The 19,315-nt window shown below is 48.1% G+C and carries 17 protein-coding genes and 1 pseudogene; 2 read left to right on the top strand and 16 right to left on the bottom strand.

What is annotated here, in order from left to right; all coding sequences use genetic code 11:
- The first annotated feature begins 63 nt into the window (after positions 1-63).
- Both ACTNB3_RS11900 and ACTNB3_RS11895 read left to right on the top strand, forming a co-directional pair.
- Entirely contained in the window at positions 64-435 is a 372-nt protein-coding gene (locus ACTNB3_RS11900) for a BlaI/MecI/CopY family transcriptional regulator (protein WP_441025859.1), read from the top strand.
- Positions 432-1,169, top strand: coding sequence for a M56 family metallopeptidase (locus tag ACTNB3_RS11895; RefSeq protein ID WP_441025857.1), 738 nt, complete (start codon positions 432-434; stop codon positions 1,167-1,169). The genes ACTNB3_RS11900 and ACTNB3_RS11895 overlap by 4 nt, the downstream gene beginning before the upstream one ends.
- Positions 1,170-1,249: 80 nt before the next feature.
- On the opposite strand, the gene ACTNB3_RS11890 is transcribed toward ACTNB3_RS11895, so the two are convergent.
- The 16 genes and pseudogenes from ACTNB3_RS11890 to ACTNB3_RS11815 all read right to left on the bottom strand — a co-directional run bounded on the left by ACTNB3_RS11890 (position 1,250) and on the right by ACTNB3_RS11815 (position 19,313).
- Positions 1,250-2,470, bottom strand: coding sequence for an MFS transporter (locus ACTNB3_RS11890; protein ID WP_075680193.1), 1,221 nt, complete (start codon positions 2,468-2,470; stop codon positions 1,250-1,252).
- A 1,204-nt stretch (positions 2,471-3,674) separates the two neighbouring features.
- Positions 3,675-4,073: a hypothetical protein gene (locus ACTNB3_RS11885; RefSeq protein WP_441025855.1), complete on the bottom strand. Its 399-nt coding sequence runs from the start codon at positions 4,071-4,073 to the stop codon at positions 3,675-3,677.
- A gap of 151 nt (positions 4,074-4,224) precedes the next feature.
- Positions 4,225-5,307 (bottom strand): CD1107 family mobile element protein, encoded by a 1,083-nt coding sequence (locus ACTNB3_RS11880; RefSeq protein WP_173876990.1) that lies wholly within the window; start codon positions 5,305-5,307, stop codon positions 4,225-4,227.
- On the bottom strand, positions 5,297-5,554 hold the full coding sequence (locus ACTNB3_RS11875) for a DUF4315 family protein (protein ID WP_168934190.1): 258 nt from the start codon (positions 5,552-5,554) through the stop codon (positions 5,297-5,299). The genes ACTNB3_RS11880 and ACTNB3_RS11875 overlap by 11 nt, the downstream gene beginning before the upstream one ends.
- A 13-nt stretch (positions 5,555-5,567) precedes the next feature.
- On the bottom strand, positions 5,568-7,322 hold the full coding sequence (locus tag ACTNB3_RS11870) for a C40 family peptidase (RefSeq protein WP_441025852.1): 1,755 nt from the start codon (positions 7,320-7,322) through the stop codon (positions 5,568-5,570).
- Between the two features lie 3 nt (positions 7,323-7,325).
- Positions 7,326-9,713, bottom strand: coding sequence for a VirB4-like conjugal transfer ATPase, CD1110 family (locus ACTNB3_RS11865; protein WP_168934194.1), 2,388 nt, complete (start codon positions 9,711-9,713; stop codon positions 7,326-7,328).
- Positions 9,673-10,107 (bottom strand): PrgI family protein, encoded by a 435-nt coding sequence (locus ACTNB3_RS11860; protein ID WP_168934192.1) that lies wholly within the window; start codon positions 10,105-10,107, stop codon positions 9,673-9,675. The genes ACTNB3_RS11865 and ACTNB3_RS11860 overlap by 41 nt, the downstream gene beginning before the upstream one ends.
- Before the next feature lie 15 nt (positions 10,108-10,122).
- Positions 10,123-10,989, bottom strand: coding sequence for a VirB6/TrbL-like conjugal transfer protein, CD1112 family (locus tag ACTNB3_RS11855; RefSeq protein ID WP_168934193.1), 867 nt, complete (start codon positions 10,987-10,989; stop codon positions 10,123-10,125).
- 25 nt (positions 10,990-11,014) lie between these two features.
- Positions 11,015-11,098: pseudogene (locus tag ACTNB3_RS11850) on the bottom strand (Maff2 family mobile element protein); the annotation flags it as partial.
- Between the two features lie 91 nt (positions 11,099-11,189).
- Complete coding sequence (locus ACTNB3_RS11845; RefSeq protein ID WP_002584321.1) at positions 11,190-12,860, bottom strand: recombinase family protein; 1,671 nt, start codon at positions 12,858-12,860, stop codon at positions 11,190-11,192.
- A complete protein-coding gene (locus ACTNB3_RS11840) occupies positions 12,861-13,058 on the bottom strand; it encodes a hypothetical protein (RefSeq protein ID WP_002592708.1) in 198 nt (65 codons plus the stop codon).
- Between the two features lie 241 nt (positions 13,059-13,299).
- Positions 13,300-14,637 (bottom strand): virulence-associated E family protein, encoded by a 1,338-nt coding sequence (locus ACTNB3_RS11835; RefSeq protein WP_002584323.1) that lies wholly within the window; start codon positions 14,635-14,637, stop codon positions 13,300-13,302.
- On the bottom strand, positions 14,606-15,250 hold the full coding sequence (locus tag ACTNB3_RS11830; protein WP_002584324.1) for a CHC2 zinc finger domain-containing protein: 645 nt from the start codon (positions 15,248-15,250) through the stop codon (positions 14,606-14,608). The genes ACTNB3_RS11835 and ACTNB3_RS11830 overlap by 32 nt, the downstream gene beginning before the upstream one ends.
- Positions 15,251-15,315: 65 nt before the next feature.
- Entirely contained in the window at positions 15,316-16,896 is a 1,581-nt protein-coding gene (mobQ, locus tag ACTNB3_RS11825; protein WP_002584325.1) for a MobQ family relaxase, read from the bottom strand.
- Between the two features lie 196 nt (positions 16,897-17,092).
- A complete protein-coding gene (locus ACTNB3_RS11820) occupies positions 17,093-17,638 on the bottom strand; it encodes an AAA family ATPase (RefSeq protein ID WP_002584326.1) in 546 nt (181 codons plus the stop codon).
- A 214-nt stretch (positions 17,639-17,852) separates the two neighbouring features.
- A complete protein-coding gene (locus tag ACTNB3_RS11815) occupies positions 17,853-19,313 on the bottom strand; it encodes an Lsa family ABC-F type ribosomal protection protein (protein ID WP_002584327.1) in 1,461 nt (486 codons plus the stop codon).
- Between the last annotated feature and the right edge of the window lie 2 nt (positions 19,314-19,315).

Raw genomic sequence — 19,315 nt, 5'->3', positions numbered from 1 at the left:
TTTGCTGTCTAATGGTGTAGACTATAATCAAAGTCTAACCGTGTAGACAAGGAGGTTATGAATATGGAAATTCCGAAGATCCACGAAAGTGAATATCGTTTTTGTTTGATTATGTGGGAGCGTGAACCGGTCACTGCTGTTGAGCTTGTAAAGCTGTGCCAGGATCAGCTCGGATGGAAAAGAACTACGACCTATACCGTTATCAAGCGTCTTGGTGAGCGTGGTGTGCTGAAGAATGACAACGGCACAGTCACTTCTCTCGTCTCCAAGGATGAAGCCCAAGCGTGTGAAATCGACGAACTGGTTGAGAAGAAATTTGAAGGATCTCTGCCTGCCTTTATCGCTGCTTTTACAAAGCATCAGGATATGTCTGAAGATGACCTTGATGAGGTGCAGCGTATGATCGACCGCATCAGGAAAGGAGGTTCGCAATGAACGAACTCTTTTTGAAAATTATCAATATGAGCATATCGGCAAGCTGGCTTGTCCTGGCTGTGTTGATTCTCAGATTCGTTCTGAAGAAAGCTCCCAAGTGGGTCAATGTTCTACTTTGGGGTATTGTGGCTGTCAGATTGATCTGTCCGTTTTCTTTCGAGAGCGCATTGAGCCTTATCCCAAGTTCAGAAACAATTGACCTGCTGAAAAGCGGGAGGATAGACAATACCCTGCTGTGTGAGCTGGCGGCGCACCCGGATTTCCCCCGGCTGATGGCTGACCTTGAAATCTATGTGAACGGAACGGCACTGAAACAGGCGCAGGGTGCAAACGCCATAGTGGACACGATGAGCGCAACTGTTATAAAAAAGCATAATCCTGGCATGAGTGATACGCAGTTAAGACAGCTTATCACCGCCCATATTGATGAGGACGAGTTTTGCCGCTATGTGATACAACGGGACATAAACGGGATTGCCCTTGCTCTGCGGGAAACACACAAGGACGATTTTTTCAGCGTCCCAGAGGATAACCCGCTAAAAGAAATGCTGGAAACTGCTGGTGAAATCGTCAGCCAGGACAGCGACACGGAACAAGCGTACTTGGCGTTTATCTGCAAACGGCTCAAGCTGAATTTTAGGAAGCTGTCAGTAGAAGAACGGAAGTGGCTGAAAAAGATTGCGGAAAAATCCGACTTGCTGAAGAATCCAAAACCGCAGAGAGGACGAAGATAAAAAATGCCTGAACGGCGGTTCTGGTTTTTCAGAACCACCATCCAGGCATTTTGTTTAGTAATAGAAAAAGGTGCAGTTGATTATTGCGTATTGTCAATCTCTCTCAAACCGGGTAGTAAAAATACGGCAAGCGCAACGATGATAATGCCAATTCCGCAAATGACAAACCATTTCTCAACTCCCAGCCGCTCCGCCAGAGGCCCGGAAATGACAAGGCCAAACGGCATGGCGAGGGAAGCGGCGCTTGTCAGTAGAGAAAAAACTCTCCCCAGATATTCTGGTTTGACCGTTTCTTGAAAAATCGCATTTTGCACACCGTAAAATGGAGCGGAAATTCCCATAACAGTACAGCACACAACAAAGACAAGAAATGCGTCTGGCGGCAAAAGCCCGGAGAGCATAATGCTAACGCCCATCAGGAGAACGGAAAGACCGATGGTGTACCGCCGTTTCTTAAAACCGCCCCAAATGCTCAGAATGACTCCGCCAAGCAGCATACCAACCGCAAAAGCAATTTCAGCGGCAGAGGCATGGGCCGGTGTTCCTTTGAAGTATGACATACAGATGAGAGGAAAAAGCGTACTGATTGGCATATAAAAGAACATATAAATTACACCAATCCAGAGCAGAGCAAAGAGGCCCCTGTTTTGCTTTAATACCACATACCCCTCTTTCATATCCTGTAAAAACTGTTGTCTTTTCGTTTCTGGACATAGTTCAGGCGTTGGTATGGACGAAATCGCAACAGTCACACAGGCAAGGATTGCACCCACAATATCTAACAATATAATTGCATTAAGAGGCCAAACAGCATATAAAAACGCTGCGGCAGCTGGACTGATAATCGCACTTACTGCTTGCATGGTCTGCGTGTAACCAGCGCATTTTGTAAGTTCCTCTTTTGGCACAATCATAGGTGTTGCTGCGCTGAATGCTGGAGAATGAAAAGCAGTTCCCGCACTTCGGATTAACAGGACAACCATAATAGACCATACGGGCAATTCCATGTAAAACGCCACCAGCGCCAGAATACCGCCAGCGGCGGCAATTATCAAATCCGCACCAATCATTACGCTTTTACGGCTGTGCCGGTCAACAAAAGCACCTGCAAACGGGCCTAAACAGGCTTGCGGCAAAAATCCAATCAGTGTTGCCGCCGTCAATATGATTGCAGAATTAGTTTTCGCAACCAAATAAAAGATAATGGCCATTTGCAAAATACCGCTGCTAATAAAGGATATTGCTTGTCCGGCAAGAAGTGTAAAATAAGTTTTTCTCCATGAATTGTTGTTTTGGGTCATAATGCGAACCTCCTTTTTTATTGCATTGTTCCTTTGTTTCTGCAATAAAAAGCAGGCGTTGTCCCACAGAGAGGGCAGACGCCTGCATAACAACAAAGCACGAAAAAACACCACGATACAGTTCAAAGACTGCTCGTGTCAAACCTACGTGTTCCTTTGCATACGCACGCAAAAAAAGCCCACCATCATGTGGAAAGGTACTTCTACTTTTTATTGCTTATTAGCGTACACAAATTAACACACGTAAGCCTCCTTCCAATCTCAAACTGTCGCACAGTATAACACACATCCGATAGACTTGTCAACCATTTTTAACCTTGTTTTCCATCTTGTTTTTCCATCTCTTACGGGCAGTAGCAAAGCCAGGCGAGCCAGTCAACGGTCAAGATGAACGGCGCTTTCAGCGCCGCCGTTGACAGTCTCGCCCGTCTTTGCTAATGGGTAATCAAGGCGGGAAAGCCATTTTAGGGCTTTCCCGCCCATTTCAATTTTGGGAGAAGAAAGGCCCCAAAATGAACGAGTGCGGCCAAACACTTTTAGGGATTGGCCACCTTGTCCACCCATCCAGCGGGGCGGCGGGGAACGGTCAAGGCCGGGCGTCAGCCCATTCATTTCAGCCTTGACGGTTTCCTGCCGTCCTGCTACTTTTCCCGGAGTGTGGCCACACATCTGGTCACGGTGTCCAGAGCTTTGGGACTTTTTGTCCCATAGGCCGGGGGCGGAGGACGAGGGACGGGGGCTTTCATAATACGCCCTGTCTGCTGCTGAAATCAGCCCTTTGTTTCCGGCTTACCAGCCCCAAACAAAGCCCTGCTTTCCTGCCGCGTCAAATGCCCTTGCCCTCCCCGGCGGCAACGGTATTTTCAGGGCAACGCCGACAGAGCGTATAACACACTACACTTTGCTCCGCAAAGTCGTGTGCCAAATGGGGCGCTGCCCCCTTTGGAAACCCCCGCAACAAACAGGTGCTATGCACCCAGCCGGGAGCATAGCGCCGTTTGTTGTCAGCAGCCCGTTTCACGGTCTGCGTGTAGTTCCTTGTAAACTGACCTAACAAGTATCTCAAATATCCTGCTAAAAAGCATATCTTTATTACTCGCCCAAACATCTTGTAATTAAATGATTTTTGCTTCGTTGCATTTTGAAGTTTTTTCAATTTTTTATTTATTTTTTCGTAGGCTTCTGCATTGTTAGGAGTTGTAACTTACCAGTTTTCTGTCATCTCAATATATACCTTCAACAAATAATCTAAACTGGCTTTTTCATCTAATTTACGCAGTATATTATTTTCTCTGAGAATAAAGTTAAAACTAAAAAAATATCCCTCCTTAGTAAAATCACAAAAAGAAGGTGATACCTGCCTGCAATGTTTTAAATCTGTTTTTTGCATAGAACTGACTACTTCATTCCACTCATTAAAATCTAAGATGTATGGATATAAGACAAACGAAACGACATCGTTTGGTTTTTTTGTGTCCGCTATACAATAGTCGCTACACATAAACCATTTTGTAACTTCAGGATACTTTTGAAGGAAATTCTTAAATTGATGAATTGCAGATTTGTTGACTGTTGTATCTATACATATAAACATATTATCCATACTATCGACCCTCTATCTTCAAAGTTTATGTTTCTGACTATAATAATACAAGGAATGTCCCACATATACAATCCTTTTGTGTTGCGATTGCTTTCATTGTTCTATGTAAAGGCAACCTGAAGGCTGCCCCAGGCATCGTGCCTGTTACGGATTAGATCGGCTCGTTGTCCTCCTCATCAGCAGAGAAATCAACATCATCATCGTCCTCAAATTCCTCGCTGTAGCCGTAATCCTCGTCATCGCCTACATAATCAGCATCAGGATCAGGCTTTGCAGCTTTGTTTTCCTTCTTCTTTTCCTGCAACTTCTTAAAGGCGAAGAAACCACCGCCGCCAGCAAGGGCAAGCAGAGCAAGGATAGCCGGAATCATATTGGTCTTAGGCTTCTCCTCAGGCGCAGGCTCTGTGACCTCAGGCTCCGTTTCCGTCTCGGTCGGTTCTGGAGTGGTCTCAACCACAGGTTCGGTATACTTGGCAGCTTCTTCCTCGCTCATCAGCATCAGAAGGTCGGCCTCGTCCACCTGATTCAAGAAGTGAACGGTCTCGTTTCCTTCATCGTCACGGTCGATGATGATATAAAAGTAATTGCCGTTCTTTGTGACCGCAGTAATGAACTGTTTACCGGTTTTGTCAGAAGAGCCGACATCATCAACCAGTGTCAGATTGCCATCGGGAGTGAGGGCAGATTCACTGGCATCTGCGCCGGTGTCCATATTCTGCATGAACATATTCATGAACATCATAAGCAGCGCCATATCCATTTCGCTGTTCTGCTCGGCTTCCTCAATCAGCTCCAGATAGTCGCTGTGGACATAGCCATTCTTTTCAGGAACTGTGATCTGATACCAGTCGCCATCAACTCCGATCACCTTTACTTCCTCGCCGGGGCGAAGCTGGTCGATGATCTCATAATTCATGCCTGCACCGGTACGCACATTCAGCTGGGAACCGTTCGTGACCACCTTGCCGGTTCCCATGCCATCGTCCTCGGTTTTCTCGGCATCATACTTCCAGTCCTCGCCATTGAAGGAGAACACCACCGTACCATCTTCATCCACAGATACGCTGTACGGTACTTCTTCCGTTTCCTGCTCCGTGGTTTCCGCAGGGGCAGTTTCCACGGTTTCGGCACTGGAAGCCGCTGTCTCATCCGTATAGGCGAGAGCGGTTGTCGAAAACACGCTCATGCAAAGCACAGCCGCCAGAAAAGCGGCACACAGTCTTTTAATCTTCATTCTGCATCTCCTCCTCATTCATAGCGTTGATTGTCTCAGGCTTCGGAGCCATATCCGCAGCAAACATACGGAGAAGCTCAGAAAGCTGGTCAGGGGTCAGGTTCGCAGCATGAACCATTTCATGGATTTCGGAGTTTTCCTCCTCACGGTATCTGCGTTCCAGGTCTTTTACTCTGGCATCCCATTCAGCCCGTTTCCTGCGGGCTTTCTCAAGGTCTGCACCGATTCTGTCTAATTTGGCACCCAATAGAATGTCCTCCTTAATTTTGGATTCTGCCGAAGCAGTAAAAATGCTGTTGCCAGTAACTTGTTTCAATCGAAGCATAAGAGATCGGGTTTCCACAGTGAATCATCATCCCATTGCCGACATAAATACCAACATGCGATGCACCGGAGGTATCATAGGTGTCTTGGAAGAAGATGAGGTCTCCCGGCCTTGCAGAGCTTCGAGGGATAATATCACATACACCCATCAAACCGTTTGCGGTCAATCTGCCAACGCTCCAGCCATTGCCGCAGTTATTGATGACCCACGAAACAAAACCGGAGCAGTCAAAGGAAGTGGAGGGACTGCTTCCACCCCAGACATACGGGTATCCCAGATACTTCTCAGCTTCCCGGATCATGTTGGCAAAGCGGGTATCCGTCAGAGCTTCGCCCGGAATATCATAGTCGGTGTATTCGCCGGTGACTGCATAAATGTCGTCCCCGAAGATGTCCGGGCGGTTCCCGCTTGTCTGGAGGAGTACACGGTATCGCTCCAATTCATCCTCTGTCAGACCGGAGCTTCCGATCACACGGTTCAATCCCTTGTTTACCAGCTTCACATTCAGGATATAATACTCATACTCAACCTCAACTTCGTACTCGTATTCCTCCGTCGTGGTCTCGCCGGTTTCCGGGTCTGTGGATGTCGAGGTGCCGGTACGGGTCTCTGTACGGGTTCGGATTTCCACTTCTTCTGTCAAAATTAACTCATACTGCTGATCGAACAGCCACCGCAGAGTGCTTTGCACTTCTTCACGGGCGTAATCCTCAAACTTCACAGTCAGATATGCCGCCAGCTCATAGGGATTGTGGTTGATCTCATCAAGGTCATAACGGTATTCATCGTAACCGCTGTGAGTGCGCTCGATGTTGTTGATCTGATTTCTCAGGGCAGCTTCCATCGCCTTATAATCATTGTCTGCCCCGATGATGTCCTCGTCCTCGGCAGTAAAGGAAGTCCCCAGAATCACCTGCGTCCCTCCCTGAAACATGGCAGTGCAGGACGAGAACATACTGCAAATAAGCATAAAAAGCAGTCCCGCCGCCAGAACAAGCAGAATGACTTTGGAGTGCGTGGTGCAAAACTCCGTGGCTCTTTCTGTGATTGTCTTGGCTCCCTGGGCTGCTTTTTCCGCACCCTTGGCAGCTGTTGTCTTTGCCGTACTGTTACCGGCTTTGGCAGCTGCATATTCTTTCTTGATTGCCTGTTTCTGCTGCCAGCGGGAAAACGGGTTGGAACCTGCATTGGGATTATCCTTCTTGAACTTTTCATAAAGGGCATCCACATTGGCTTTGTCTGACTTTTGCACCAACTTATCGGCCTTATCATGGGCTTTCAGTTTGTGGCTGTAGATGGCGTGATCGACGGTGTAGGCAGTGGATTCCACTGCCTTTGTCGTTTCCTGTGCGGACTGAACACCGACATTATCATCTTCATACTCCGATACCGCCCGATGCACCTTGGATGTGAGGGTCACAGCCGTACCACGGGTAGCAAGCTGTTTTGCCGAAGATGGGCGATCCGTAGCCACGCTGTTGTCCGCCTTGCCGAAACGGAGCTTTGCCTTCCGGGAACCGGCAGCATCCGTTTCCTGACGTAGTTTGGTTGCCTTCTTTTTGGAAGCCAGCTTATCTACCGCTTTTTCTGCTTTATCAGCCGCCTTATCCGCACGGTCAGCAGCCTTCTTCACTTTAGAATCCGCAAGGTCATCTTCGGTGAAACGGAGTCGTGTCGGTTTCTTCGCCATGCCTTACGCCTCCTTTGTTGCCACCACCTCATTCAGCTTCGTGGTCATAATGCGGTAGAGTTCCGTATCGGTCGGGAACCGGTCAATAAACGGCAGGATTACATTGCCATAGAACAGGAGTCCTTCGCCCTCACCGGAATTGGTCACATAGGACAGCTGGTGGGGAGAGATATTCAGACGCTTCGCCAGAATCCCTCTGTCCTCGCTTGCCTGATTCAGCATATAAATGAAGTCAGAGTTTTCGAGGATATTGGCAATCTCAGGGGAACGAAGCAGGTCTTTGACATTCTGCGTGATGCCGGTGGGCAGGCCGCCCCATTTACGGAATCGCTTCCAGATTTCTACGGAATAGGTTGCTGTCTGCTCCTCCTTCAGAAGCAGATGGAACTCGTCAATGTAGTATCTGGTGGATTTACCGGCACTTCGGTTGGCTGTCACACGCCCCCAAACCTGATCCTGAACAATCAGCATACCGATTTTCTTCAGCTGATTGCCCAGCTCCTTGATGTCATAGCAGACCAGACGGTTATTGATGTCCACATTGGTTCGATTGTTGAACAGCTTCAAAGAACCCTTCACATAGATTTCCAGTGCAGTCGCCACATGATGGGCTTCTTTCTCGTCCTGTTTGAGAAGTGCGTTATACAAGTCCTCAAGGACAGGCATATTTTCAGGAACCGGATTGTCAAAATATCTCTGGTAAATCTGATGCACACAACGGTCAATAACTGTCTTTTCAATGGGCTGCAAGCCGTCCTTACTTCCCATGATCAACTCGCAGAGGGAAAGAATGAAGTCTGCTTTCAGGGCAACAGGGTTATCATCCTCAGAGTAGTTGATATTGATGTCCATGGGATTGATATAGTTGGTACTGGAAGAACTGATCTTGATTACCTGACCTTCAAACTTGTGAACCAGCGCCGCATATTCTGCTTCCGGGTCGCAGATGATAATGTCATCATCCGTCACGAGGAACGCATTGGTGATCTCACGCTTTGCGGAAAAGGACTTACCGGAACCAGGCGTACCAAGGATAAGCCCATTGGGATTCTTCAGCTTCTTTCTGTCCACCATAATCAGGTTGTTGGACAAGGCATTCAGACCGTAATACAGACTTTCGGCACCATTCTGGAACAGTTCCTGTGTGGTGAACGGCACAAAAATAGCCGTGGAACTGGTCGTCAGGCCACGACGAATCTCGATCAGATTCTGTGCCAGCGGCAGACTGCTCATCAATCCCTGTTCCTGCTGAAAATCCAGTCGGCGCAGGTTGCAGTTGTGCTTCTGGGCGATACTCTGTGCCTGGAACACATTGTTTTCCAGCTCCTGTTCGGTGCGGCCGGTGTTCATCACAAGAAATGTCACCATGAACATTCGCTCGTTCTGGCTCTGCAATTCTTTCAGAAGTGCTTTTGCATCTTTGCCGTAGGTGGCAAGGTCAGAAGGAATAATGTCCATGTCATAACCGGAACGGACTGCTTTTTTCTGCTCCTCGATCTTGGAACGGTCAAGCTCCGTGATGGTTCGCTTGATGGTCTTGATGGCCGCCGTCTGGTCTACCGACTGGATGTGCATGGTCACGATCTGGCTGGACTCCATATCCAGAAAATCAGCCAGCATCCGGTCGGAAAGGTCAGAAGCGATAATTTGCAGATAGGACATTGAACCGTAGATGCTGCCCATCTGGAAGGTACGGCTGTTCTTAAAGGCAAACGCTGTCGGCGCAATAAAGTCCTTTACGGACAGCCCGGACTCCACAAGATACTTCCAGTCAAAGAAGAACTTATCATTGTCACCCATGTGGAACATGGAGTGCATCAGACGAAGCCGTTCCTTGCCATTCATCGTGGATGCCATCACACCCAAACGGCGGAAGTTGTTGAGCAGGTCATTTTCGATATGGTTCAGTCTCGGTTTTGCCTGACGCATGGACTCTGCTTCGATGCCGAAGGTCAGGTATTTGGTCTTGGTCAGACCGTTATTGCCCTGAGAAAGCTGCTTTTTCAGGATCTGACTGTACTCGGCACGGGAAGCATTGAAGCTGTCCTTTCGGAACGGGATACGGATGCTCTTTTCAAAGCTCTCCGCATCGGTACTCATGTTCATAAAGGACAGCTCAAACTGAACAGAGCTGTCGAAGAAATTCAGGAAACTGCACCACTCATCGAAAATGGCGGTTTTATCCTCCTGCTGTGCCAGCTGATAGTTGATGTCCTGAAACTGAATGGTCTTGGTGTAGTAGCTGTCTGTGACCCGGCAGATACCGTCCGGGAACATCCTCTGAAAGGGAATGGACTGCTGGGCGGTCTGGGGAATCCCATTGTCTTTCTTTGCCCGTTCTACAACAGCCTTAATTTCTCTCTGCTGCTTTCGATTCAGATTTGCAGGCATTTTTATTTCCCTTGCCTGCGGTTTCTTCTTGAAAAACAATTCGCTCAACCTCCTTTTCAAGTTGATATTGACGCACCAGAGCGTCGTAATAGTTGTTCGTCTGATAAGGTCGAACCTTGGGACGAATAAATTTTGCCTGAATGAAATGTCCTGCAATGACTTCCAGCGGCTGACCGTCCTTTTCGTACATAGCCAGAAAGAACAGGGGAAGCATGACAATCATCATGGTCAGTGCCGCAAGGCTTACATTTCCTGTTCCTTTGACCAAAAAGAAAATCGGCACCCCAATGAGTGCCGCAGAGCCGAAACAGATCAGCTGTCGTTTTGTCAGATTGAAGAACACCTTTGTTTTTACCCTCGTCAGGTCACGGGGTACGGGGATATATGCTGCCACGAAAAACCTCCTTCCTTAGTGGGCAGAGAACACGCCCTTTGCAAGAGAACCGGTCTTAAAGAGGGTGAAGCACAGAAGAACCGTGTATCCCATGACACCCCAGATAGAAGCGATAATGTCCTCGCTGAAAGCGACCGACTGCACCAGCACCGCATAGATGCCGACACAGATCATAATCAGGAACCCCTGGAACCCGATTGCAAAAAGTGACCTCAGATAGTTCTGTCCAACGCTGCTCTGTTCTCTGTTCCCGAAGGTAGCAAAAGGAATCGGAGCAAGGCTGACCATGAGATAAATCTCAATCATTCGTCCGTAAACAATAACGAAGATCACGATTGCCAATGCCGACATTGTGACCTGAACAATCAGGGATTGCAGGAACAGCCCTAATAGCGGACCGAGATCCATTGCCATCAGCGTATCTTCCATCGTTTCCAGCGCTGCCGCATCTATGGCTGTGTCTCCCGCAATGATACCGGCGCTGGCATTGATAACGTGCTGTGCCACATCGAACACAGCCATTGTGATATTGAATGTGTTTGTGATTAACATGACCGCAACGAAGGTCTTGAACACCCACTTGAAAAAAATCCATGTCTCAAAATTCGCCAGATTGTTGTGGTCAATAATCATTTGAATCAGCTCGTAACAGGCGATAAATGTCAGTATCAAGCCTGCTATCGGGATAATCACTGACTCGGAGATGTTGCGTACCATGGCAAAGACACCCGGCGAGAAATTCGCCGGGGTCATGCCAACGGAGGTTGCTATCTCGCCAACCTGGTTGTTGACGGACTCAAACATCCCCGACAGATTTCCCATGATGCCTGAAACGAGCATTTCTTTCAGCCAGTCTGTTATCTGTTGGAGTATGCTGTCCAAAGGCGATTACCTCCTTTTTTACGGATTAACCAAAGAGACCGGAAAGCAAGGGTACAAGAGTAGTTCCGATGAGGGCGACACCGCCGCCTGCCATGAGCTGCTTCATCCCCAATTAGGTGTAAAAACTCTGCTCGATGGCGGGCGGCGGCGTACAAAAAATCTATATGGTGTTGTTAAGAGAACCGTCCCGGCGGGACAGGTCAGGCAGTGACCTGTTCCACCTCCGGGATGGGTTTGAGATTAAAATGAATTTCGATAGAAATGTGTCTTGTTTTATCTTCGTCAATGCGCTCATGCACAACGATTTCTTTGATTAAGCGGTTGAGGGTGGCTGCGTCCAGCTCTGTGATGTTGGCGTATTCCTGAATGGCTTCCACCCATTGTTTTGCATCATTGGCAAGCTGGACTTCATCGGACAGCCGCTTTCTGCCCTCGGACACTTTTGTTTTAAGCTCCGTCTGCTCGGTCTGTGTCTTTTCCAGCATGGTGTTGAAATTCTGCTCACTGATACGCCCTGCAATCATATCCTCATAAAGCCGCATGACCATTTTGTCCAGAACCTCAATCCGTTCCTCGTCCCTTGTAAGGGAGCGTTCCATTGCTTCCCGCTGTTCCCGCTGCTCGGCTTCACAGGTATTGGTCAGGCGGTCGGCAACCGCTTCCCCGTCCATCAGGGCAGCTCTGGCACATTCCCGGATTTTCCGCAGCACATGGCTGTAAAGGGTGTCATAATCAATCCGGTGCTGGGTGCAGTGGTTCTTTCCAAAGGCATTGTAGGTCTTGCAGGAGTAAATCCGCTGGGGATGTTTAGCGTTTGTGTAGCGTACCGTCAGCGACTTCCCACACTCGCCGCATTTTAACAGTCCGGCAAACAGGCTGATTTCATTGGTCTGCCCCGGACGCTGGCGGGATTTCAGCTTGTTCTGCACAATGTCAAAGCTCATGCTGTCAATCAGCGGTTCATGCTGTCCCTCCACCACAATCCAGTCCTCCGGCTTCTTTTCCCCAATCGTGCCGATTTTGAAGCGGTAGTCCTTTTTCTGGGAAGCAATCGCCCCGGTGTAGACGGGATTCATCAAAAGGTCTTTGATAACGGAGAAGTCCCACATATACCGCCCGTTTTCTGGGTCTTTCTTTTCCCATTTGGTGCGGGTATTGCGAAGCCCCCGTTCCCGGTTCCACCATGTAGGGCAGGGGATTTTTTCTTTCTCCAGCCGTCTGCGGATATAGTTCGGACCATGACCGTTCAGGGCATATCCGAAAATCAGCCGCACAATCGGGGCGGTTTCCTCGTCAATGAGCAGATGGTTTTTGTCCTCCGGGTCTTTCCGATACCCAAACGGGGCAAGACACCCGGTAAACTGTCCTTTCTGCGCTTTCAGAAGATAAGAGGAATGGACTTTCTTGGAAATATCCTTGCTGTACATCTCGTTCAGGATATTCTTGAACGGGGCAATGTCGTTGTTATCCCGCAGGGTGTCGATGCCGTCATTCATGGCGATATAGCGGACACCGTTTCTTGGGAAAAAGTCCTCAATCAAATGCCCGGTTTGCAGATAATTACGCCCCAGTCGGCTGAGGTCTTTCGTGATGACAAGGTTGATCTGCCTGCGCTCAATGGCTCTCAACATTCTCTGTAGGTCAGGACGCTCCATGTTAAGACCTGTGAAGCCATCGTCCTGATAGACTGCCACAACCTCCCATCCCTGCTTTTCGCAGTATTTTTCCAGCATATCACGCTGGTTTGCGATACTGGCACTTTCGCCTTGCAGGTCATCGTCCTTTGACAGCCTGCAATAGACCGCCGCACGATAACCCCCGGCAAGTGCCGAACCGATTGTTCTGTATTCCATTTCGTTCATCATAGCCATTTACCCACACAATCCAGACGGTATCTGGCTCTTTTGAACCTCATCTTCATTATAGCCTATATCTTTCTTTTTAGCAAGATATTCTTTTGCATTTGTCTTTCCGTATTTCTGGGAAATCAGGCTGACGAACACATCAGTGGCGTCAAGCTCCCCGTCAAATACAGTGGTCACATGAATCTCTGTTTTGTTTTTTGCCATAGGCAGTTATCCTCCATACATGAAAATAGCCAGACAGAGGGTGTCGGCAACGAAGTCCGGCAACGGACTTCAAAAGACCTTGCAAACAATCTCAATCTGGCGATGGTTACTATTTATACTTTTCTTTTATTTTTTTGTTGTTTTGGTTGTTATAAGGGAGAAAAGCCCGGAAATAAGGGGTTTTTCCCGGCAACCGGCTCGGCAACGGGATAACAACAGGGGGTGCAACGGGCTGTCCTTTTCAGAATGGAAGCTCCATCTGTTCTGTGACCTCCACAAAACCGTCCATCGTTTTTTCAGACGGGTTGCCGGAGTCCGTTGCCGGGTTTTCACGCTCCCAGCCCTTTTGTCTGCCATATTCGGAAAACATTCTTGGGTTTGGGAAGTACCGCCAGCTGGAAATGCACTGGTTCATAATCTCGTTGATTTCCCGGATTTCCCATTGCTTCGGCTCGTCAAAAGCATGGTTCAAGGCTTCCTTATAGAGCTGCTTGGAGCAGACCATGCTCCCGGTGTATTTATCAAGATACGCCTGTATCATCCCGGCTTTGGTGTCCTCCGGCATAAAATCCCGCTGGTGTTCTTTGAGATACCGCTGCATGGCGGGGCTGAAAGCCAGCTTGAACCTGCCGCTTTTATAAATCTCCATCGCTTCCGCCCACATCTGCCCGATATAGGCTCTGGAAGCGGCTTCATCCTCCAAAATGTGAACTTCCGCCTGCTCCGGGTACACCATGACCGGGATAAAGCGGCGGTTGCCGGAACGGTCAAGGGGCAGGAAGTCAAGGGCATTGGAAGTGCCGCCAAACACGCACTGACGGGGGCGGTCTGCCGGGTGGGTTTCATAAGGTATCTTGTAGACCTCTTTCTGCCGGCTTAAAAATGACTTGATTTCCTCAATGCTCTTGGCGTTGGCGGTTGCCATCATTTCCGACATTTCAATAATCCAGTGACCTTGCAGCTTGCGGTACACATTGTCATCGTCCAGCTTCCGCAAATCATCGGAGAACCACTCGTCCCGGACTGCCAGCAGCCGGAAGAAGGTGGACTTTCCAGCCCCCTGACCGCCTACCAGACAGAGCATGATTTCAAACTTGCACCCCGGCTGAAAGGCTCGTGAGATTGCACCCAGCAGGAACAGCTTCAACGCTTCATAGGTGTAATCGTCTGCGTCAGCCCCCAGAAAGTGCCGCAGGCAGAAGCGGATTCGCTCTGTCCCGTCCCACACAAGGGTATTGAGATAGTCCCGGATGGGATGGTACTTGTTTTCATTCGCCACAATCCCGATGGCGTTATCAATCTTTTTCTCATTGGTAAGCCCGTAGGTTTCTTCCAGATAAAGAAGCAGATACTTCATGTCCGTATCGTTCAGGGCGGTGCTTTCTCTGTGAAAACCGATGGGCTTTATGATGTCCTTGCGGTCAGTCAGGATGTTGTATGCGATAGCCCCTGAAAGCAGAGGGTCACGTTGGAATACGGTCAGGCAGTTCCGTATGCTCTGACGGACACCGCCTTTCTCGGTGGTTTCCAGCCCCGCCTTGATTTCCTCAACGCTCTGGGGCGGCTGCATGGCGTTCATAGTGTTTTTTAGTTCTTGCTGCGTCTGCGGCTGCAAGTTCTGCCATTCGCTGTTCAAGCTGTATCACATCCTTTCCGTAGTCCGTAATCAAATCCGCTTTTTCCTCTGTTTCCCCGAACAGCAGCACATCCAGCAGATATTCCACTTGGGCTTGCTTCTGTAAGGCTTCCACAAACCGGGGATGAAAGGCTTCCTCCGGGGAGTGCGGGGCGTAGTCCGTTCTCCATGCCATCAGCAGATGGAGATAATCGGCAAGAATACGGAAGCAGCGATTCTTTGCTTCCTGAAACTGTTCCTCCGGGGATTTCTGCCGGGTCTTGGGCTTTTTTACCTTTCCCGGCGGTTTCCAGTCCTCATAGGAAAGCCCGAAGTCCTGTGCCAGCTGTACGGCGGCTTCTTTCTTTCCCAGCCCATACAGGGCGGCGGCAAAATCAATCACATCCCCATCCGCACCGCAGCCGAAGCAATGGTAACGCCGATCCAGCTTCATGCTTGGGGTTTTATCGTTATGGAACGGGCAGCAAGCCATCCCGTTCCGACCTACATGGATTCCATAATACTCCGCAGCCTGTCTTGTTGTGACGGACTGCTTCACAGCTTCGAATACATTCAAATCTATCCCTCCTTGAAAATAAGAAAAGCACCTGACATTCTCTAATTGAAAATGGCAAGTGCCTGTTAAAGTTCCATATCCTGTTGTCTGTGTTTCTCCTGTGCCGGGGCGGTTCTTTGTGCTTTTTTCTCGTCAGTCTTATCCTGCAAGACTTCTTTGATGGGCTGCTTCTTGGGCGGCTCTTTGCTTTCCTCTGTGCCGGGTGTGGCTTTCCGTACCCAGTAGCGGATGTCCCGCAGCTTCTTCAAATCCTCCTGTACCTCGGTCAGTGGTACTTTCAGCTCTGCGATTTCGCTGAGAAGCGTTTCCTGCTCCTGTTGCAACTCATTTTTCGTTTTATCCTTATCGTCCGGGTGCTTGGCAAGGTAGTCAGCGGCTTTCTCATACCGGGCAACCTCCGGGTGTTCCTGTTTGAATTTCCCCTTTATTTTCTTAAAAAATATCTTCTGGTACTTCTCATAGACAGCCTTACATTCCTTGCAGTCTGTCCGGCTGGCAAGAATCCCGTCAATCACTTTGCTCCGGGCTTCCTTTGGCTTCATCTGATTGCGGTAATCTGCGGCTGATTTCCCGGAAGATTCCAGAAACGCTTCTAAGTCCTCCACAGTGGAAAGCCCCTTTTGCCGGAGATAGGACAGGGCTTCGCTGACTGCCTTTAAGTCCTGTGAAGTTCCCCGGTTCTGTCCAGCCCTTGTCCAGTCCTTCCGTTCTTCCTTTCGTATCTCCATATACTTCATCAGCAGATTGGGAAGAAGTGTCGCTTCCTCCGCCGCCTTTTGTGCAAGCAGCTCCTTCCGTTTTTCTCCCAGCTCGGTAATCCAGCCTTTGAGGTTTTGGATAAGCTGCCGGATGGACTTCATCAGGCGGTTGGCGGCTCTGATTTCCCGGTTCAGGTTGCCGATATTCGTCTGGATACCTCGCTTTTCCATCTGCCGGACAGCAGTCCCCTCATGGACAGTGGGGACTATATCAAGCCCCTGTCTGGCATAGGAACGCAAGTCCACACGCTCCGGGCGGTCATTGGCGTCCAGATAGCGGTTCTGGATAACCTCCCATTCATGCCGCCAGATTTCACAATACTTCTGGTCGTTCCAGTCCACCGTATCCTCCTTGTGGCTTTTCCACCTGCCGGACGGCAGCTTTATCCGTTCCCCATTCTCGTCAAGGTCATAAACCTTGCGGCTCTTGGGAAGCCATTTTCCATGTTCATCCATTGCCCGCATGGTCAGCAGGACATGGGCGTGGGGATTGTGTCCCGGCGGATGGGGGTCATGGATGGCAAAATCAGCAATCATGCCTTTGGAAACAAACTGCTGTTCACAAAACTCCCGTACAAGGACAGCGTACTGGTCGGGCGGTATCTCTCTGGGAATGGTAAGCACCCACCGCCTTGCAAGCTGGGAGTTCCATTGCTTTTCCACCGCTTCGGCGGCATTCCATAAAGTATTGCGGTCTGCATATTCCTGTGGAGCATTTGCCGGGAGCAGGATTTCATTGTGGACGATACCACGCTTTTCCGGGTAGTGCTTTACTTGCTGGTCGTATTCACAGAACAGCTTTTCGCCGCTTTGGTAAGCAGCGGCGGCAACCGCAGACTGCCGCTGGCTGCGCTGAACAATCGTGATTTCGTTGTGTGGACAAGGCATTTCGTGTCCCTCCTTTCGCTAATTGGTGGATGGGGTGGCGTTTTACCACCTCATTTTGGGCAGAAAAAAAGCAGGAGACCTTTTTCAGATTTCCTGCTCGGTGTGCCACTGTGTGAGCGGCGGGTATTTAGTTGTAAAAGTTCGGGACAAGTTGACCCGATGTAAAGCTAACAAACTGGAATTGCACCAAAACAATCTAAGACAACAACGCTGCCCTACTTGCGATTTTTTCTTGTACTGCGGAAACAGTTTCTTGAATGGAATAAGTGGTCGTATCTATAACATTCGATTCATATATTCCCAGATTGCAAAATTGCTCCCACATGGTTTCTACCAATTCGATATTTGTCTTTCGGTCTAACTTTGAGCGTTCAACAGCTCGCTTCAAGGTTTCTTCCTTACTTGCCCTTAAAATAATATAATGCACCTCATAATGTTCCCGAACAAGACTTTGCCACGGCTTTAAAAACCACGGTCCGATAATACCGTCAACAATTACATCATATCCACCACGAGCATATCGCTTCGCAGCTTCTAAAAACGCTTCAATGACAATCAAATTTTGCTCATTTGATTCTGGCAAATGCGGTGGTATTGCCCCTTTACTCAAATAATGATAAAAGTCATCTGTGTGCATATGCACAGACTTTTCCAAATCTGATTCTTTTGCAACAGCAGATGCCGTTGTAGTTTTTCCTGTCCCCGGCGCACCTGTGATTACAATAATTCTACCTTGATTCATCTATATTTTACCTCCACAAATTACGATTTTCTTAATTCTACAAACTGGAATTTGAGTCTCTGTAAAGCTGGAATTAACCCATACAATTATTTTAATTTAGAGGTTCTTACGCAATTATCCGTATTTTGTAATTTTTCAATACTGGAATGCCAGTGTAAATCAGCATTCTCCATTTTTATTAAAGCGAAAAACGTAAAATTGCGGAAGAACCAATTTAGATATTCACAATTTTACTTGCCACAGTATCTCGAAAAACACTGTCATGTTCTACCAGGAGCATGGTCGGGGCAAACTCCGTTATGAGTTGTTCAATCTGCATACGTGAGTACACATCAATAAAGTTGAGCGGTTCATCCCATACATACAAGTGTGCCTTTTCACAAAGGCTTTTCGCAATTAGGACTTTCTTCTTTTGCCCGCCAGAAAAGTCTTTAATATCCTTTTCAAACTGTACACGCTCAAAGTCCATTTTCCTAAGAATTGCCTTGAACAAACTTTCATCAAGGTTGTTTTCTTCTGCAAACTCGGAAAGGGTTCCACATAAATACGATGTATCCTGTGGCACATAAGAAATTACAAGCCCAGAGCCAAGTGTTACTGTACCCGTATAATCTATGGACTGCCCGACTACCAACTTTAACAGGCTACTTTTGCCACTGCCGTTCTTTCCATCAAGCACAATGCGTTCTCCCTGTCTTATTTCAAACGAAACGGGTTCACAAACTGAAATGCCATCATAATAAACTACTACATTCGATAATGATGCAAGCAAATCTGTATGGTAATTAAGCGGTTGTATCTTGAGGGCTTCTGCGGTTTCCATATTTTTCAGCAATGCTGATTTTTGTTCGATTGTCTGTTGTTGTCTCGCTTCTATAGATTTTGAACGCTTCATCATTTTGGCGGCTTTATGACCGACATAACCTTTATCTGCTGCCCCAATTTTGGAAGCTTCTACACGTTCAGACCATACTGCAGCGCGTTTTGCCGACTGCTGTAATCGTCTGATGTCCTTTTGCAAACGTTCGTTCTGAGCCAGTTCAAATTCTTGCTGTCGCTCAAAATTTGACATCCATGATGAAAAGTTTCCTCTTTGCACTTCGATATTCGCTCGGTTAATCGATAGAATATAGTCAACACAATCGTCAAGAAAGCGACGATCGTGAGAAACTAAGATGAATCCCTTTTTCTTTTTCAGATATGCCGCCACACTTTTTCTCGCTTTGGCATCCAAATGGTTGGTAGGTTCATCAATCAGTAGGAAATGCCCTTCATTAAGAAAAAGAGCGGCAATCAAAACCTTTGTCTGCTCTCCGTTGGAAAGTGTTTCAAAAGGTCGCCAAAGCACATCGACATCAACATCAAGATAAGAAAGTTCTCGCATAAGTTCCCATTCTTCCGCAAGTGGGCAAATCTCCTGCAATATATCCTCTGTAATACGATTCTTATCTGAAACGGGATAAGGAAAATAATCAAACTGTACGGATGATAGGATTTTTCCACTATACTCATATTTCCCAAGCAGAAGATTCAGAAAGGTTGTTTTACCTCGTCCGTTTCTGCCCACAAAACCAAGCTTCCAATCGGTATCAACCTGGAAACTGACATTTTCAAAAACATTATCATAACTTGTCGGATATGAAAACGTAAGGTTTTCAATTTTAATCATTGACATAA

The organism is Bariatricus sp. HCP28S3_D3, from assembly GCF_052065755.1.
In the GTDB taxonomy this organism is placed as follows: Bacteria; Bacillota; Clostridia; order Lachnospirales; family Lachnospiraceae; genus Allocoprococcus.
This window is presented reverse-complemented; position numbering and strand designations above follow the sequence as displayed.

Excerpts from the sequence above, each read along its gene's own strand:
- ACTNB3_RS11880 (WP_173876990.1), bottom strand. The coding sequence starts at position 5,307 with ATGAAGATTAAAAGACTGTGTGCCGCTTTTCTGGCGGCTGTGCTTTGC.
- ACTNB3_RS11820 (WP_002584326.1), bottom strand. The coding sequence starts at position 17,638 with ATGAATCAAGGTAGAATTATTGTAATCACAGGTGCGCCGGGGACAGGA.
- ACTNB3_RS11885 (WP_441025855.1), bottom strand. The coding sequence starts at position 4,073 with ATGGATAATATGTTTATATGTATAGATACAACAGTCAACAAATCTGCA.
- ACTNB3_RS11845 (WP_002584321.1), bottom strand. The coding sequence starts at position 12,860 with ATGGCTATGATGAACGAAATGGAATACAGAACAATCGGTTCGGCACTT.
- mobQ (WP_002584325.1), bottom strand. The coding sequence starts at position 16,896 with ATGCCTTGTCCACACAACGAAATCACGATTGTTCAGCGCAGCCAGCGG.
- ACTNB3_RS11890 (WP_075680193.1), bottom strand. The coding sequence starts at position 2,470 with ATGACCCAAAACAACAATTCATGGAGAAAAACTTATTTTACACTTCTT.
- ACTNB3_RS11865 (WP_168934194.1), bottom strand. The coding sequence starts at position 9,713 with ATGCCTGCAAATCTGAATCGAAAGCAGCAGAGAGAAATTAAGGCTGTT.
- ACTNB3_RS11815 (WP_002584327.1), bottom strand. The coding sequence starts at position 19,313 with ATGTCAATGATTAAAATTGAAAACCTTACGTTTTCATATCCGACAAGT.
- ACTNB3_RS11835 (WP_002584323.1), bottom strand. The coding sequence starts at position 14,637 with ATGAACGCCATGCAGCCGCCCCAGAGCGTTGAGGAAATCAAGGCGGGG.
- ACTNB3_RS11870 (WP_441025852.1), bottom strand. The coding sequence starts at position 7,322 with ATGGCGAAGAAACCGACACGACTCCGTTTCACCGAAGATGACCTTGCG.
- ACTNB3_RS11895 (WP_441025857.1), top strand. The coding sequence starts at position 432 with ATGAACGAACTCTTTTTGAAAATTATCAATATGAGCATATCGGCAAGC.
- ACTNB3_RS11840 (WP_002592708.1), bottom strand. The coding sequence starts at position 13,058 with ATGGCAAAAAACAAAACAGAGATTCATGTGACCACTGTATTTGACGGG.
- ACTNB3_RS11900 (WP_441025859.1), top strand. The coding sequence starts at position 64 with ATGGAAATTCCGAAGATCCACGAAAGTGAATATCGTTTTTGTTTGATT.